Source organism: Arthrobacter sp. MYb224, assembly GCF_002975455.1.
GTDB lineage: Bacteria > Actinomycetota > Actinomycetes > Actinomycetales > Micrococcaceae > Glutamicibacter.
In genome coordinates this window covers 214192-230616 of sequence record NZ_PCPU01000001.1, presented here as the reverse complement: position 1 = coordinate 230616, position 16425 = coordinate 214192, and the positions used below count along the sequence as shown (strand labels likewise).

Below are 16425 nucleotides of genomic sequence, written 5' to 3'. Positions count from 1 at the left end.
CGACCAACGCCTAGCGGCCGTTATTTAGGGCGTTCACCACATTGCCGAAACGCTGCTCGTCGAGAATGGCCCCTTCGCGACGTACTGCACTTTGCGACAGGCGGATGATTCGGTCGAGCTTGACCTCGCTGGGACGGCGCTCGCGGTCCCAGGCGCCGGTTCCGATGTCCATGTAGTCCGGATTGCTGTGACCGCCATTGTTCTTGTCTTTGCTCGTCAGCATCAGGCCAAGCAACCAGCTGTCATCGCGGCCGATAATCAGCACCGGGCGGTCCTTTCCCTGGCTGTGGTCTTCCTCGTAGGGAACCCAGCCCCAAACCACTTCGCCGGGATCGGCCTCGCCGTCGAGGCTCGGGTTGTATTCATAGTGGACGGTGCCGCGGAAATCGCCCGGGTAGGCCGATTCGCGGAGGTTATTCCCGCCATTGCTGCTGCCATGCCGCTGCTGAGCCCGGCTCGGAGCATTGCTCGGCCGGCGGGTAGTGGGGGAGGTGTTTGACCCATTGGCGCGAGTGGAGTTGAAAACCTTAACTGCACGCACAACGAGGGAAAGAATCTTCTGCACATTCAAAGCCATGATCGACAAACTATCAGGGCGCGCGGTACCAAATAGGTAGTGACGCGTAAATCATGACAGAATGGAGCCTAATTCCGCGTCTATTCTTAGTTTGCAAATGAGGTCTGTTTAGGTGTCTCCATTGGCCCGCACCGCCCAGGTGCCAGCCGCGACCGATCCGTCGCTCATCCGTAACTTCTGCATCATTGCCCATATCGACCACGGTAAATCCACCTTGGCCGACCGCATGCTGCAATCCACCGGCGTGGTCTCCGCACGCGACATGAAGGCCCAGTACCTGGACCGCATGGATATCGAACGTGAACGCGGTATCACCATCAAGTCCCAGGCTGTCCGTATGCCTTGGGAAGTCGATGGCGTGACCTACGCGCTGAACATGATCGACACGCCTGGCCACGTCGACTTCACCTATGAGGTTTCCCGTTCCCTGGCGGCCTGTGAAGGCGCGGTCCTGCTCGTTGACGCAGCACAGGGCATCGAAGCACAGACCCTGGCGAACCTCTACCTGGCCATCGAGAGCGATCTGAACATCATTCCGGTGCTCAACAAGATCGATCTGCCAAACGCGCAGCCGGAGAAGTATGCCGAAGAGCTGGCAAACCTCATCGGTTGCGATCCCGATGACGTCTTGAAGGTTTCAGGTAAGACCGGCCAGGGCGTTGAGGCTCTCCTGGATGAGGTCATCAAGCAGCTTCCGCCGCCCGTTGGCGTGGCCGATGCTCCTGCACGGGCCATGATCTTCGACTCCGTCTATGACACCTACCGCGGTGTGGTCACCTACGTTCGTGTCGTCGACGGCATGTTGCGTCCGCGCGAACGCGTCCAGATGATGTCCACCGGCAGCACGCACGAACTGCTCGAAATTGGCGTCTCCGCCCCTAACCCGGTTCCAAGCAAGGGACTGGGCGTGGGTGAGGTCGGCTACCTGATCACCGGTGTGAAGGATGTACGCCAGTCCAAGGTCGGAGACACTGTCACCAATAGCCTGAAGCCTGCCGCTGAGTCCCTCGGCGGATACGAAGATCCGAAGCCTATGGTGTTCTCGGGACTTTACCCGATGGACGGTACTGATTACCCGGCGCTGCGCGATGCTTTGGATAAGCTTCAGCTCAACGACGCCGCCCTGGTGTACGAGCCGGAGACTTCCGTCGCTTTGGGCTTCGGATTCCGCGTTGGCTTCTTGGGGCTCTTGCACCTGGAAATCACCCGTGAGCGTTTGGAGGCCGAGTTCAACCTCGACCTGATTTCTACCGCGCCGAACGTGGTCTATGAGGTCATGGGCGAAGACAAGCAGTTGACCACCGTGACCAACCCCTCGGAGTTCCCCGAAGGCAAGATCCTCGAGGTTCACGAACCACTGGTCTCGGCAACTATTCTCGCTCCATCCGAATTCATCGGCTCGGTCATGGAATTGTGCCAGGGACGTCGCGGCACCTTGCGCGGTATGGATTACCTCAGCGAAGAACGCGTAGAAATGCGCTACACGCTGCCGCTGGCCGAGATCGTTTTCGATTTCTTCGACCATCTGAAGTCACGTACGCGTGGTTACGCATCCTTGGACTGGAAGGCCGACGGAAGCCAGATTGCAGACCTGGTCAAGGTCGATATTCTTCTGCAGGGGGAGCAGGTGGACGCGTTTAGCGCGATCACCCACCGCGACAAGGCGTACTCATACGGCGTGATGATGACCGGCAAGCTGCGTGAACTGATTCCACGCCAGCAGTTCGAGGTGCCGATTCAGGCTGCCATCGGTTCGCGCATCATCGCCCGCGAGTCCATTCGCGCCATCCGCAAGGATGTGCTGGCCAAGTGCTATGGCGGCGATATCAGCCGCAAGCGCAAGCTGCTGGAAAAGCAGAAGGCCGGTAAGAAGCGAATGAAGATGGTCGGCCGCGTGGAGGTTCCCCAGGAAGCCTTCATCGCCGCGTTGTCCACCGGCGAAGAGAAAAAGAAGTAAATGCCCTCAGTTTTGCCTGATGGCGATCCGGCTCCGGCCGATGGTCTGCTCCCCGCATTGTGTTCACACAATGCGCAGGAGCGGACCATGTCCTTTTATGTACATATTCCGTTCTGCACGGTGCGCTGCGGATACTGCGACTTCAACACCTACACCGCAAAGGAACTTGGTTCCGGGGCGAGCCAAGCCAGCTATGCGGCCACCGTCAGCCAGGAAATCAGCTTCGCTCGGCAAGTGATGGACAAATCTGGCTTGCCGCATCGTGAAATCGAGACCGTGTTCTTCGGTGGCGGCACCCCGACCCTACTGCCAGCCAGCGACCTGGTGTCGGTTTTGGCACGCATCAACAGCGAATTCGGGCTGAAGCCCGGCGCCGAGGTCACTACCGAGGCGAACCCGGATTCGGTGACCCGTGAAAGCCTGCAAGAGCTCAAGGACGGCGGGTTCACCCGCGTGTCCTTTGGCATGCAGTCGGCGGTGCCACATGTGCTGGCGGTGCTGGAGCGAACCCACGATCCCAAGGGCGTGCCGCAGGTGGTCCGCTGGGCTCGCGAAGTGGGTCTCCAGGTGAGCGTCGATCTGATCTATGGGACTCCGGGGGAGTCCTTGGAGGATTGGCGCACCAGCGTGGAAGCGGCTTTGAGCTATGAACCGGATCACATTTCGGCCTACGCGCTGATTATTGAAGAGGGCACCAAGCTTGCGGCGCAGATTCGCCGCGGACAGGTACCGAACATCGACGATGACGATCATGCCGAAAAGTATCAGCTGGCCGATGAAATGTTCGCGGCCGCGGGCTTCCGCTGGTATGAAGTTAGCAACTGGGCCAAGGGCGAAGGGCATGCTTGCCGGCATAACGTTGCCTACTGGCAAGGCGGAGACTGGTGGGGCGCCGGACCGGGTGCCCATTCGCATGTTGGTGGCCTGCGCTGGTGGAATGTGAAGCATCCTTCGGCCTACCAGCAGCGGATCGACGGCGGGATTTCCCCGGGCCACGGCCGCGAGTTCCCCGATGCCGAGGCAGTCAAACTGGAGCGCACGATGCTGCTGACCCGGTTGGGCAGCGGCATGCCGATCGCCGAATTGGATGAGCATGGCCGTCGGGCAGTTGCCGGACTCATTGCCGACGAGCTGATCGAACCGCAGTCGGCCTTTGCCGGAACGATCGTGTTAACGCAACGAGGTCGGCTCCTGGCCGACCTTGTAGTGCGGGAACTGTTGGACTTCTAAAGTTTCAGCAAGGATTGTTACTTCATTAGCCGCAGGTTGAATGCGTAGCGGTATGGGCGTCCCTTGTTAGCCTGGATGGCTGCACGGGCGCCCATCAGCGTCATATAGACCCAAAGCGCCACGGTGGCTACCGCGAACGCCCAGCCAAACCCGGGAACCAGGGTGAGCACGTTCAGCACGATGGCCAAAATGGTCAGCGGAAACGTGAAGTTGAAGGCTTCTTTCGACTCCTGCGAGGTAAAAGGTCCACGGTCGCGGTACACGGCGAAGATGATGGCCGCGGGAATGCATCCCAGTACCGCGCCGAAATGCGACATCATGGCCCATTGGCGATCCTCGGAAGGAGTCAAGGGCAAAGCCGAGACCTTGGAACCTTCGAAACGTGAATTTTCCGGCGGTACGGTCTTGCGTGCAGTCACGTGGCGCTTCCTTGTTTAGCAGTGGGTGGTCGATCTGATTCTATCGAGGATCTAGCGACGCAGAGTACAACCCGCCCTAAAAATCCAACTATTAGTCAATCGTTAGGAAACCGTAATCTTCGCTGGTTAGAAAATCGATGAGCTCCTCGACCTTACCCAGCAGCTGCGGTTCAAGCTGTGCGTAGTGGTCAACTCGGGAAAGGATGCGCTGCCAACCCAGCCCGATGTCCTCGGCAGTTGAATGCGGCCAGCCGAACGCGCGTAATATTCCGGTTTTCCAATCCGTTCCACGGGGGATCACCGGCCACTTCTCAATATTAAGTGCTGCCGGTTTCACCGCCTGCCACACGTCGACATACGGATGACCAAGAATCAGGACATGATTCGCCGCACCGGGAACCGCCATCGCTTCCTTCACGATACGTTCTTCCTTGGTGCCCGCAATCAGGTGGTCAACCAAGATCCCCAGACGCCGTTCGGGCGAGGGATTGAAAGCGCGAATGGCGCCGGCAAGATCGTCGACGCCATGCAGAGGCTCAACGACGATGCCTTCCACGCGCAGGTCATGGCCCCAGACTTTCTCCACTAGTTCGGCATCGTGCTTGCCTTCGACCCAGATCCGGCTGGCGCGTGCCTCGCGGGCCTTCAAACCGGTGACCGCCCGGGAACCGGAAGCTGAAACCATGGTCTTTGGCGCCAATGCCTTGGCTTGTGGCTCAACGATCTCCACCGGCTCGCCTTCGAGCAGGAAGCCGAAGCCCGCTTGGAAAGAGCGGGTCTTGCCCCGCCGGTCTTCTAAAACGATCACCCGCATTCCTCCGGACTTCTCGGTACGCACCACTTCGCCGACCCAACCGCTGTCCACGTCTTCGAGTAGTAGGCCCATTGATATCGGAACTTGACGCAGTTTTTTCGGTGCAGGTGCACTGAGGTCGTGGGCTCCCCAGGAGTAATTGGTCACGTACTGCCTTTCGCTGTGATCGAATACGCTCGAAATCCAATGCTAGCAACCGATGTAGGTATTAGACTTGGCACTTGATAGGTTAGAGTGCCAAATCCTTGCCGGAGTTCATAGGAGGTGTTGACGTGAGCGAGTTTCGACGTCTGGACGTTTTACGCGCCATTGTGGAGGACTACGTCCAGTCGCATGAACCGGTAGGTTCAAAGGCTTTGCTTGATCGGCATAACCTGGGAGTTTCTGCTGCCACGATTCGCAATGATATGGCCTTGCTGGAAGAGGAGGGGCTCATCGCTGCCCCGCACACCTCCTCGGGGAGAATACCCACGGAAAAGGGCTATCGCCGATTCGTTGACCAAATCGGCGAGCTTAAGCCGTTGTCTCGGGCGGAGCGCGAGGCCATCAACAAAATCTTGGATAATTCCCAGGATTTAGATGAGGTCTTGCATAGCACCGTGCGCTTGCTGGCACGTTTGACGAATCAGGTGGCGTTGATCCAGGTGCCGCACTATGACACCGCATCGCTGCGCAATCTGGACCTAGTCGGACTTGGCTCATCCCAGGTATTGATGGTCATGATTGCCTCCAATGGCACCGTCGACCAGCGGATGATCGGCACTTCCAGGGCGTATAGCGACGACGAACTGCAGGGTATGAAGCAAGGCGTGCTCAAGGCCTTTGGCGGTCGGCAGTTGGCAGATCTCGTAGGTTCGCTGGCCACCGAATCAATTCCGCTCCAGCTTCTGGAAGATACGCTGTTCATGACGGTGCTCGGTTCCTTGCAGGAGATGGCACGTGCGGCCAACACCCAGCGCATCGTGATGGCGGGGACCGCGAACCTTGCCCGTTCGGTGGGAGATTTCCCGCTGACGCTCACCCCGGTGCTCGAAGCGCTTGAAGAGCAGGTGGTGCTGCTGAAGCTGTTCTCCGAGTTGGAAGCGGACTCTCGGGGCGTGGCGGTAGCCATTGGCACCGAGCACCATTACGGGCAGCTTTCCGACGCAACGGTCATCGCGACAACCTATGGCTCGGACACCAGGAACAAGCTTGGAGTGCTCGGTCCGACGCGGATGAATTATCCAACCTCCATGTCTTCGGTCCGGGCGGTTGCCCGTTACCTGTCAAAGATTTTGACGAACTAGTTTCGTCAGCAACAACGTTTTATATTTTTACGAAAGGACACGGCGAATATCGTGAGCTCGCATTACGAGACGCTGGGTGTTGCCCAGGACGCGACCCCGCAGGAAATCAAGAGCGCCTACCGCAAGCTGGCGCGCAAGCTGCACCCCGATGTCAACCCAGGCGAGGGGGCAGCCGAGCAGTTCAAGCTCGTCACACGAGCCTATGAAGTCCTTTCCGACGAAAAGAAGCGCGCCAACTTCGACGCCACCGGCGACCTGAACGGCAACGGCCAGCAGGGATTCGGCGGCGGAGGCCAGAACTTCGGTGGCTTCGGCGACATCTTCGAACAGTTCTTCGGCGGCGGGCAAGCCCAAGGGCCGGCCTCGCGCACGCAGGCCGGCCGCGACGCGCTGATCACCATCACCATCGATTTGGTCGACGCGGTCAAGGGCACCGTATACCCGCTCGAGATGGAAACGGCCGTCACCTGCAAGGTCTGTGAAGGCTCTTGCTGCCGGCCCGGCACCAGCCCGGTTACCTGCGAAACCTGCCGCGGTGCGGGCCAGATCCAGCGTCCGGTGCGTTCCTTCCTCGGCCAGATGATGACCGTGGAAACTTGCCCGGCCTGCCGTGGCTTTGGCACGACCATTCCGGATCCATGCAATGAATGCAATGGCGAGGGACGCGTGCGCGAGCACGTCTCGAAGTCGCTGAACATTCCGGCCGGTGTCGACGCCGGCACTCGTATCCAGCTGCGCGGACAGGGCGAAGCCGGTCCCGGCGGCGGCCCGAACGGAAACCTCTTCGTCGAAATCGACGTACGCCGCCACAAGGTCTTCGAACGCGCGCAGACCGACTTGCACGCGAAGATGGCCATCCCAATGACCGGCGCCGCCCTCGGTTGCGAGCTGAAGCTGGAAACCTTCGATGGTGAACAGCAGATCACCGTGGAATCGGGCGCCCAGGACGGGGACACCATCACTCTGCCAGGGCTGGGTGTGCCGCGCCTGCGCGGTGGCAAGCGTGGCGACATCGTGGTGCACCTGCAGGTGGAGACTCCGACGAAGCTGGACGCCGCACAGCGTGAGCTGCTCGAGCAGCTGGCGGCATTGCGTGGCGAAGAGATGACCGCCGGCCGCGTCGAACAGTCCGGTGGAATGTTCTCGCGACTGCGTGACAAGTTGAACCAACGCTGAGCATGAGCAATCACAGCTTCGTGATCGACGCTCAGCAAGCAGCTGAGGCCATGGTGGGGGACAGTTTGGAGCTCACCGGGCCCGAGGCCCACCATGCGGTTGCGGTCAAGCGTGTGGCTCCCGGCGAAGAGCTGGACTTGCTCGACGGCACCGGGCTCCGGTTGCGAGTCAAGGTCAGTGCCGCGGCCAAGGACCTGCTCAGCGTGACCGTGGTGGAACGCATCGAAGAAGCGCCGCCGGTCCACCCGGTCGGCCTAGTGCAGGCGCTGGCCAAGGGCGACCGGGATCTACAGGCCGTGGAATCGGCGGTGGAACTGGGAATTTTCACGGTCCGCCCCTGGCAGGCCGATCGATCGATTGTGCGTTGGAATGGGCCGAAGACCGAAAAGGCCTTAGCTAAATGGCGTTCGCAGGTGCGTTCGGCACAGAAGCAGTCACGCCGCGCCTTCGAACCAAGGGTCTTGGAACCGCTCGGGTCCAAGGCTCTGGCCGGACAGATCGCGCAGCTTGCTGCCCAGGGCGAGCTGGTTCTGATCCTGCATGAATCAGCTAAATGCTCGGTGGCCGAGGAAACCCGGTCGTGGCTCGATTCGGCCCCGGCACATGCGGGGGTGACGTTGGTAGTGGGCCCCGAAGGCGGGATCAGCGACGCGGAGCTCGATCAGTTTGTCGGCGCTGGAGCCAAGGCCGCGCTCTTAGGCGAGCACGTGCTACGCGCTTCGACGGCCGGGCCGGCAGCCCTCGTTCTGGTTCGGCATCTGCTCGGAGAACTGTAGCCGCCGAAAGGTTCAGAAATTAAGAAGTTCCGCAGGCCGACGGCCTGCGGAACTTTTTAATTGGTAGCGAATATTCGCAGCCTATTTAATGGTGAACTCGCTGGATACCGAGGCGATCTTTTCTTCTGATCCGGATTCCCTGCCCCAGAAGGTGAGTTTGTAGGCGCCTACGCTCAGCTGCTTGGTGAAATCAAAGGAGCCATCGGGATTGACCGTATCTTCCGGGATTGGCTCCTCGGCGGTGAGCACGGTGAGCTTTCCCGACTTGTCCTTGCTCTCCAAGCTGTAATAGATACCGTCGCTGAACTTCGAGGCGCGAGCATTGAACTGGATCTGACCGGCCTTGCGGGTCGACCCGTATTGCGGATCGATAATCCAAATCGGGGCCATGAATGTGGCATCGCGGTCGTAGGAGTCCGCCAGTCGCAAGTCGCCGAAGACCGTGGCGTTGGCCCGGCCGTCAACCAGAATTCTCACTTTCGGTGGCAGCGAGCCAACGAGGAGGCCTGCATTGGACGCGGCGGCGGTGGCGGTGAACACCAGCTGCTGAATTGTGCGTTCGGAAAGGCCACGATCAAGCTTTGCACCGAAGACCTTCTCCGGTAGGTCCAGGGTGATCACATTGTCCTGGTTCATGGACACGCCAACTTCACCCGAAGGCTTCAGATGCGTGTACCACTCGGCATTGGCCGGCTTTTCGTTGAGCAGGTAGGAGATTGAATCGCCGATCGGCTCGCCAGTGGCGTTTTTTGTGGCGTACTCGCGGTAGAGGAAAACCCCGAGGTCCATATTTTCAAGCCAGTAGATCGGGAGCCTGTCGATCGGGGAATGGTGCTCCACCGAATCGTTGGCAGGAGGCAGTCCCACGGTACCCGCGGCAGTACTGATCGGCATTTCGTGGGATTCTTCGCGCGAGGCAAGACCGCAGCCAGCTGCTACGACGAGAGTTAAACAGACTCCGGTGACGGTTACCCGCTTGGAGATCAACCTCGTAATTCTTCCTTGCACTACTTACCAATCCGTTGATTATTCACTTGACACCTTGCTGTAAACCAGCTCTGGCGCTCAAATAGTTTGGCACATGATGGCGCCCGGGATCGCCAAAAAGGAGTCTAACGAAGGATTCGTAACCAAATCTATACCTTTACCACCACAGATGCTTTAGAATCACTTCAGATTTTTGTGCTCTAGCTACCTGCGAAATTATCCCCTAAGCGTGCTGAACTAGATAGACTGTAGGGGACAAGAACAATAATCATTGCCAAGCTCAGCAAAGGGGCACTAAGCACTGCATGCAGGTTGAACAGAACAAGATGCCGGTCGAATCCGGCCCCGCGTCATTGACGATCACCTTCGACACTCCCGAACTCATGGTTGCCACGCTCGGTCCAAGCGATGAATTGTTGCGCATTCTGACCGGCGCCTACCCGCTGGTGCAGTTTCGCCCCAATGGCGCTTCCTTGACCCTGGTTGGCGAGCCCGTGCAGGTGCGCAAGGCTCAGCGTGTGACCGAAGAGGCCCGTGCACTTGCCAGCCGCGGCTCCCGGATGAGCGCAGACACCATTGAGCAGATCATCAAGATGCTCTCCGCCGGTGGTGCCGATGCGCCCACCGACGTCCTCGGGCTGAAGATTCTCTCCGGACGGGGACGCGCGATCCGGCCGAAAACGCTGAATCAGAAAAGCTATGTCGACGCCATCGAAGACAACACGGTGACCTTCGGCGTGGGTCCTGCCGGTACCGGCAAAACTTTCCTGGCCATGGCTATGGCCGTGGCAGCCTTGCAGGCGAAAGAAGTCAGCCGCATCATCTTGACTCGTCCCGCCGTAGAAGCCGGGGAGAAACTGGGCTTTTTGCCCGGAAGCCTCACGGAGAAAATCGATCCCTATCTGCGTCCGCTCTATGATGCGCTGCACGACATGATCGACCCGGAGACCATTCCACGGTTGCTGGAGGCAGGCACCATCGAGGTCGCTCCCTTGGCGTACATGCGCGGGCGCACCTTGAACGATGCCTTCGTGATTCTCGACGAAGCGCAGAACACCACCAGCGAACAAATGAAAATGTTCCTCACTCGTTTGGGCTTCGGCTCCAAGATGGTCATCACCGGCGATGTCACTCAGGTGGATCTGCCCGGTAACTCGGTCTCCGGGCTTCGCATGGTGATCGACGTGTTGGCGGGTATCGACGACATCGCCCTGTGCCGGCTGGATGCCGGCGACGTGGTGCGCCACCGCCTCATTGCAGATATCGTCACGGCGTACGATCGCTGGGACACCCAACAGCGCAAAGCACAATCCCGGGGACGGCACAAGTCATGAGCGTCGAAGTAAATAACGAAACAGACTACGAAGTGGATCTGCAGGACGTGCAGAAACTCGCTGACTCGATCACCCAGGCGATGTTCATTCACCCGGAAACGGAAGTTTCCGTCGTCTTCATCGACGAAGAGGCCATGAGCGAATTGCATGTGGAGTGGATGGACCTGGAAGGTCCCACCGATGTGATGAGCTTCCCGATGGACGAGTTGCGTCCGGGGTCGGAGAAGGCCCCGTCGGAAAGCGGCATCCTCGGGGATATCGTGATCTGCCCCACCGTCGCCGAGGCCCAGGCCAAGGCCGGTGGGCACCCGGTCCACGATGAGATCTTGCTGCTCACCACCCACGGCATGCTGCATTTGATGGGCTTCGACCACGATGAGCCTGCCGAAAAGGCCGAAATGTTCGGTCTGCAGCGCCGTCTGCTCGAGAGCTACACCGGGCGCCCGGCGCCGAAGGAAACGGTGGAATAGCCGGTGGGCATAGTCCTATTAGTCGTGGCGTTGGCCTTCATGGCCAGTGCCGCAATTCTCACCGCCGCCGATTCCGCCTTTTACGCCTTGTCCCGCAATGCGGCCGAACGGTTGCGGATCGAGTCGAATTCCAAAGCGATAAGCCATATCCTGGACGACAGCGAATCGCACGCCCAGGCGATCCGCTTCTGGCGTATCTGGTTCGAGACGGCCTCCGCGGTGGCCGTCGCGCTGCTGGTGGCCCGTTGGATTGATAATATCTGGATGGTCGGCTTGGTGGCGACCATGGTTATGGCGGCCCTCGGATTCGTCCTGGTCAGTGTCTCCCCGCGGCGCTATGGCCGCTCCAATGCGCGCAATGTCGTGCGCGCAACCGCACCGATGGTCCGGCTCTTGCGGGTGCTGCTCGGCCCGATCACCAACTGGCTGGCGAGCATCGGCACCGCGATGAGCCCGGGGCCCGGAAACGATGAAGACGGCTACCTCGGCAAGGAGCGCCTGCGCGACATAGTGGACCGTGCCAGCGAGGGAGAGGACCTGGACGAAGAGTCCGCGGAATTGATCTCCTCGGTGATGGATCTGGAGGAAACCAACGTCCGTGCGGTCATGGTGCCGCGCACAGACATGGTGGTGCTCACCGGCGAACATACGATCAACGGCGCGCTGGAACTGTTCATGGCTTCGGGCTATTCGAGGATCCCGCTGATCGGCGAAGACACCGATGACATCCAGGGCATCATCTACCTCAAGGATGTGATCTCCGAGATCCACGGCCTGCAGCAGGCCGAGCGCCTCGAGGATCTCTCCCGTCCGGTGCGTTTCGTCCCCGAGTCGAAAAACGCTGCAGAACTCCTGCAGGAACTGCAGCAAGAGGCAATTCACCTGGCGGTGGTCATCGACGAGTACGGTGGCACCGCGGGCCTGATCACCCTGGAGGACCTGCTCGAGGAGATCGTCGGCGAGATCGACGACGAGTATGACCGCTCGCGCACCGAGCTGATCGAAAACCCCGATGGCTCGCTCTTCGCAATGGCCTCGGTATCCATCGATGACGTCGCAGATCATTTTGATGTGTTCATCGATGATGAAGATGTAGACACCGTTGGTGGCCTGCTCTCCAAGGCGTTGGAATCCGTGCCCGTGCTCGGATCCACCGCCGATGTCTACGGTCTGCGCCTGACCGTGGTGGCCCTGGCCGGCCGCCGCAACCGCATCGGCAAAATCCATGTAGAGCGTCTGGAAACGGACGCATCCGATCATAAAGAGAACGACGAGGAATCCTCAGATGAGCGATAAAGACAAATTGCTGGCCACCAGCGGCTGGCCCGAGAACTACCGTTCGGGTTTCACTTCCTTCGTGGGGCGCCCGAATGCTGGCAAATCCACGCTGACCAACGCGCTGGTGGGCCAGAAGGTGGCCATCACCTCGGCCAAGCCGCAGACCACCCGGCACACCATCCGCGGGATCGTGCACCGTGATGACGCGCAGCTGATCCTGGTCGACACCCCGGGCCTGCACCGCCCGCGCACCCTCTTGGGGCAGCGGTTGAACGACCTCGTCGCGCAGACCCTTTCCGAGGTCGATGCCATCGGTTTCTGCTTGCCGGCCAATGAGAAGATCGGCCCCGGCGACCGTTTCATCGCCTCCCAGCTGGCCCAGCTGCAGCGCAAGCCGATCGTCGCCCTGGTGACCAAGGCCGATCTGGTCGACCGCGAACAGCTCGCCGCGCAATTGATGTCCGTCGCTGAACTGGGTGTGGAGAGCTTCGGCGAAGACGGCTTCGCAGCGATCATTCCGGTGTCCGCGGTGAAGGAATTCCAGGTCGAAGAGGTTGCCAACGTACTGGTCCAGCACCTGCCCAAGGGGCCGCCGCTCTACCCGGATGGCGAGCTCACCGACGAACCCGAGCTGAAGATGGTCGCCGAACTGATCCGCGAGGCCGCCTTGGAAGGCGTGCACGATGAGCTGCCGCACTCCCTGGCGGTGGTCGTCGAGGAGATGATCCCACGCGAGGGCCGCAGCGAAGGCAACCAGCTGGTGGACATCCACGTCTCGCTCTTCGTGGAGCGCTCGAGCCAGAAGGCCATCATCATCGGCAAGGGCGGCTCACGCCTGCGCGAGGTAGGGTCCAATGCCCGTCAGGGCATCGAGAAGCTGCTGGGCACCAAGGTCTTCCTGGACCTGCACGTGAAGGTTGCCAAGGACTGGCAGCGTGACCCGAAGCAGCTCGGCCGCTTGGGCTTCTAAGCTCAGCCCGGTAGATTACCCAACCCCCGGATTGCCTCTCCTCGAGAGGCGGTCCGGGGGTTGGCTTTTAACCGGCCCCAGTGATCTGACCCTGCGGGATAGCGGGTTCGGCGCTCCGCGACACGAGTTGGATGCACCGGGTCGAGACCCGAGCTCGAAATGAGGCACATGGCCCGGCTTCATATTCCGTAGTTCTCGGCACGGCGCGAAAATGAACGGGGGAGGAAAGATTACTCGATGGTAATGTCCAGATAATCAATGGCGCAGCAATCGATAGGGAACGCATATGGACGGCACACAGCAGGAGCACACCCCCGCCGGAGTGAACATGAACAACTGGCGGCTTCCCAAGAACTTGCGCTGGTCCTTCCAACATATGGCCGACTTCTTGCCCACGGCACTGATCTCCCGGGGCGAAGGAACGGTGGCGCCGCTTCCCGCGGCACACCGTGACTTGGACTCGGTGAGGCTGGCCCCGGCATTCCCTTCAGAAGCGCCGCTGAGCGTGGGCTCGGTGATGGCCGCCACCGAAACCGACGGGTGGATGTTCATGCACCGCGGCACGGTGCTGGCCGAGCAGTACTTTGGCCAGATGAAGGCCGACACCCCGCACCTGCTGATGTCCATGAGCAAGTCGCTGATCGGCGCGGTGGCCGGAGCGCTGATCGATTCCGGAGTGCTTGACTCCGACGCGCGCTTGACCGATTACCTGCCGGAGGTAGCCGAGAACGGCTATGCCGGGGCCAGGGTGCGCCAGTTGCTGGATATGCGTTCCGGCATCGATTTCTCCGAGAACTACCTGGACCCCAGCGCCGGGGTGCGGATGCTCGGACAGGCCATCGGATGGTCTGCGCTCAAGGCCCCGGGGCCCACCGGCATGTACCCGTACCTGAGAACCCTGGTGCGCAAGACCGCCCACGGCGGGGTCTTCGAGTACCGATCTTGCGAGACCGACATGCTCGGCTGGATCTGCGAGTCCGCGGCCAAGAAGCCCATGGCCACCTTGCTGAGCGAGCTGCTCTGGAGCAAACTCGGCGCCGAATCGGATGCCACCATCGGCGTCGACCAGTTCGGCACCGGAATATTCGACGGCGGGATCAACGCCACGATGCGCGATATGGCCCGTTTCGGCTCGCTCTTCCTGAACGACGGACTCGCGCCGAGCGGCGAACGGGTGCTCTCAAAAGAATGGATCGCCCAAACGCTGGCCGGCGCCCCGGACTCCCGCGACGCCTTTGCCGACGGCCCGGTGGACAACCTCATGCCCGGCGGGATGTACCGGAACCAGATGTGGTTCCCGTACCCCGGCAATGATGTGGTGCTCTGCCTGGGCATACACGGGCAGATGGTCTACATCAACCGGCCCGCCGAGGTGGTGGCGGTGAAGCTCTCCAGCTGGCCGACCCCGCAGGGACCTGCCAAGCTCTCCCGCACGCTGCGCGCCTTCGACGCTATCTCCGCGGCGCTATTGGTGGAGGCCAACACCGCACCACCTGCCTCGGCGGCACCAGCCGGCAACTAGCTGCCCGGGATACGGGATCCCAGGTTGGCCAGCGATTCGGCCGCGATGCCGCAGTGCAGCGCTCATGCGCGGATCGGGCAATTGGCCGAAGGCGGCCATCAGCCAAAGACGAGGGCACGGATTATGGCCGGCCCGCTGCCCTGAAACTGCACGTGCGCCCCGGAACCTAGTAGAAGAAAATCGGCAGCCAGTCACGGTTGTGCGCGTGCACCAGCGCGAGGAACAGTACGAAGTCGAAGATCAAATGCACCGAGACGACGTAGGTCAGCGACTTGGTCAGCTTGAAGGTATAGCCCTGCAGCAGGGCGAAGGGGAACGTGAGAAGCGGACCCCAAGCCTGGTAGCCGATCTCCCAGAGGAAGGAAGAGAAGATCACCGCCTGCAGGATATTGGCGAGCCAGTCGGGGAAGTGGCGTCGCAGCAGCGTGAAGGTGGTGCAGATGAAGAACAGCTCATCCCAGATGCCCACGGCGTTCACTCCGAGGAAGAGCCGCCAGAAGATGGTGGGATCCGAGGCGTCCGGCCAGTTCTGGAAGACCCCCGTGCTGATCAGGTACACCGGTAAAATGAGGAAGCCCAGCGCTACCACGCCGAGCAGATACAGTTTGGCGGCCAACGGCCATTTACGTCCGGTGTTCACCGGAAATTTGATGATCTGCTCGCGGTAGGCAAACCGTGAGACCAGCCAGGGCACCAGCACGGCCATGCCGAGCGCACCACCCATCTGGAGCATGTGCCCGATGCTCAAATCGGCATTGAGCGGAACGAAGCTGATGATCGCCAGCCCCGCCGCGATCAGTCCCAGGTGGCGGGCGAGCTGGCGATCGATAAATGCTGCCGTGAGCACGCTGAGCACGAGCGTGGTGTAGCCCGCCGGGTCATTTCCTACGGCGAAGAGCAGCACGCCGGAGAGCGAGAGCAGTACCGCCGGCAGCAATTTCCAGCTGAGCGCGGTGCGGGGCGGATCATCTAGGGTGAGCTTCACACCACCAGCATGCCACCTCCGCCCGCGGCGCAAAAGGGTTCAGTGCAGCAGCGTGCCGAGCGAGGCGACGAAGCCGCCGAGCAGAAAAGCGCCGACGCCGATGGCCAGCGGCCGGTTGTCCATGCCCGCGCCTCCGCCCAGTGCCTGGTGGGTTACCGCGTGTCCTTTGCCGCGGCGCAGCTGGGCCCGGTTCACCGGCCAGGCGACGAAGAAGGCGACGGTCAGGGCGAGGGCCATGGCAACCCAGAAAACGGGGTTGAGGACCCCGGAGTCCATGGCTCCGGGAATGAGCAGCATGACGAGGTTGTCCACGATCTCCATCGTCAGGATGGACAGGGTGTCGGCGGCGAGCACCAGGCCCAGGGCGGCGGACAGGGCGATGCCGCCGCGCACCAGCGGGATGGCCGACAGTGCGTAGCCGAAGAGGAAGGCCAACGAGATGGACAGCGCCACCGTCGGCAGGTTTGCCCATCCGGCCGCGGTGCCCACCAGCAGCCCGATGATTTCCCCGATGGCGCAACCGGTCAGGCAGTGCAGCGTTGCGCCCACCGCCATCGACGACATGTCATGCCCGGCGCCGTGCCCGGCGTGCCCACCGTTCGTATCGTGTTCCATGGATCTCCTTCCGGGTGCTTTCAGGAATC

The 16425-nt window shown here is 60.9% G+C and carries 16 protein-coding genes; 10 read left to right on the top strand and 6 right to left on the bottom strand.

Features of this window, described 5'->3' with window-relative positions:
• Positions 1-10: 10 nt before the first annotated feature.
• Positions 11-577, bottom strand: a complete 567-nt coding sequence (locus CQ017_RS01120) for a type II toxin-antitoxin system PemK/MazF family toxin (protein WP_096284740.1) — start codon at positions 575-577, stop codon at positions 11-13.
• 112 nt (positions 578-689) lie between these two features.
• Here CQ017_RS01120 and lepA point away from each other — a divergent pair, with 112 nt between their 5' ends.
• Together lepA and hemW are read left to right on the top strand one after the other, a co-directional pair.
• Positions 690-2534 carry a translation elongation factor 4 gene (gene lepA / locus CQ017_RS01115; RefSeq protein WP_105552136.1) on the top strand — a complete coding sequence of 615 codons (1845 nt, stop codon included), beginning with the start codon at positions 690-692 and terminating at the stop codon, positions 2532-2534.
• A complete protein-coding gene (hemW, locus tag CQ017_RS01110; protein WP_096284736.1) occupies positions 2535-3764 on the top strand; it encodes a radical SAM family heme chaperone HemW in 1230 nt (409 codons plus the stop codon).
• 17 nt (positions 3765-3781) lie between these two features.
• Here hemW and CQ017_RS01105 read toward each other — a convergent pair whose 3' ends face one another.
• Complete coding sequence (locus CQ017_RS01105) at positions 3782-4183, bottom strand: DUF4870 domain-containing protein (RefSeq protein WP_096284734.1); 402 nt, start codon at positions 4181-4183, stop codon at positions 3782-3784.
• 91 nt (positions 4184-4274) lie between these two features.
• Complete coding sequence (locus CQ017_RS01100; protein WP_105552135.1) at positions 4275-5144, bottom strand: DUF3097 domain-containing protein; 870 nt, start codon at positions 5142-5144, stop codon at positions 4275-4277.
• A 125-nt stretch (positions 5145-5269) separates the two neighbouring features.
• Here CQ017_RS01100 and hrcA point away from each other — a divergent pair, with 125 nt between their 5' ends.
• From hrcA to CQ017_RS01085, 3 genes are read left to right on the top strand one after another with little or no spacing between them, the layout of a single operon-like run.
• A complete protein-coding gene (hrcA, locus tag CQ017_RS01095) occupies positions 5270-6283 on the top strand; it encodes a heat-inducible transcriptional repressor HrcA (protein ID WP_105552134.1) in 1014 nt (337 codons plus the stop codon).
• A gap of 51 nt (positions 6284-6334) precedes the next feature.
• Positions 6335-7459 (top strand): molecular chaperone DnaJ, encoded by a 1125-nt coding sequence (gene dnaJ, locus CQ017_RS01090; RefSeq protein ID WP_096284728.1) that lies wholly within the window; start codon positions 6335-6337, stop codon positions 7457-7459.
• A gap of 2 nt (positions 7460-7461) precedes the next feature.
• Positions 7462-8235 (top strand): 16S rRNA (uracil(1498)-N(3))-methyltransferase, encoded by a 774-nt coding sequence (locus CQ017_RS01085; RefSeq protein ID WP_105552133.1) that lies wholly within the window; start codon positions 7462-7464, stop codon positions 8233-8235.
• 81 nt (positions 8236-8316) lie between these two features.
• Here the strand turns inward: CQ017_RS01085 and CQ017_RS01080 are convergent, their stop codons facing one another.
• Positions 8317-9129 carry a GerMN domain-containing protein gene (locus CQ017_RS01080; RefSeq protein ID WP_105552132.1) on the bottom strand — a complete coding sequence of 271 codons (813 nt, stop codon included), beginning with the start codon at positions 9127-9129 and terminating at the stop codon, positions 8317-8319.
• 398 nt (positions 9130-9527) lie between these two features.
• On the opposite strand from CQ017_RS01080, the gene CQ017_RS01075 reads away from it, so the two are divergent.
• The 5 genes from CQ017_RS01075 to CQ017_RS01055 all read left to right on the top strand — a co-directional run bounded on the left by CQ017_RS01075 (position 9528) and on the right by CQ017_RS01055 (position 14796).
• On the top strand, positions 9528-10556 hold the full coding sequence (locus CQ017_RS01075) for a PhoH family protein (protein ID WP_096284722.1): 1029 nt from the start codon (positions 9528-9530) through the stop codon (positions 10554-10556).
• The gene (ybeY, locus tag CQ017_RS01070; RefSeq protein ID WP_096284720.1) at positions 10553-11026 is read left to right on the top strand and encodes an rRNA maturation RNase YbeY; all 474 of its coding nucleotides are present in this window, start codon (positions 10553-10555) and stop codon (positions 11024-11026) included. The genes CQ017_RS01075 and ybeY overlap by 4 nt, the downstream gene beginning before the upstream one ends.
• Before the next feature lie 3 nt (positions 11027-11029).
• Entirely contained in the window at positions 11030-12322 is a 1293-nt protein-coding gene (locus CQ017_RS01065) for a hemolysin family protein (RefSeq protein WP_096284718.1), read from the top strand.
• Positions 12312-13274 carry a GTPase Era gene (era, locus tag CQ017_RS01060; protein WP_096284716.1) on the top strand — a complete coding sequence of 321 codons (963 nt, stop codon included), beginning with the start codon at positions 12312-12314 and terminating at the stop codon, positions 13272-13274. The genes CQ017_RS01065 and era overlap by 11 nt, the downstream gene beginning before the upstream one ends.
• A 286-nt stretch (positions 13275-13560) precedes the next feature.
• On the top strand, positions 13561-14796 hold the full coding sequence (locus CQ017_RS01055; RefSeq protein ID WP_096284714.1) for a serine hydrolase: 1236 nt from the start codon (positions 13561-13563) through the stop codon (positions 14794-14796).
• A 166-nt stretch (positions 14797-14962) separates the two neighbouring features.
• On the opposite strand, the gene CQ017_RS01050 is transcribed toward CQ017_RS01055, so the two are convergent.
• Entirely contained in the window at positions 14963-15781 is an 819-nt protein-coding gene (locus CQ017_RS01050) for a type II CAAX endopeptidase family protein (protein ID WP_105552131.1), read from the bottom strand.
• A 39-nt stretch (positions 15782-15820) separates the two neighbouring features.
• On the bottom strand, positions 15821-16396 hold the full coding sequence (locus CQ017_RS01045; RefSeq protein ID WP_258133443.1) for a DUF4396 domain-containing protein: 576 nt from the start codon (positions 16394-16396) through the stop codon (positions 15821-15823).
• Positions 16397-16425: the final 29 nt, after the last annotated feature.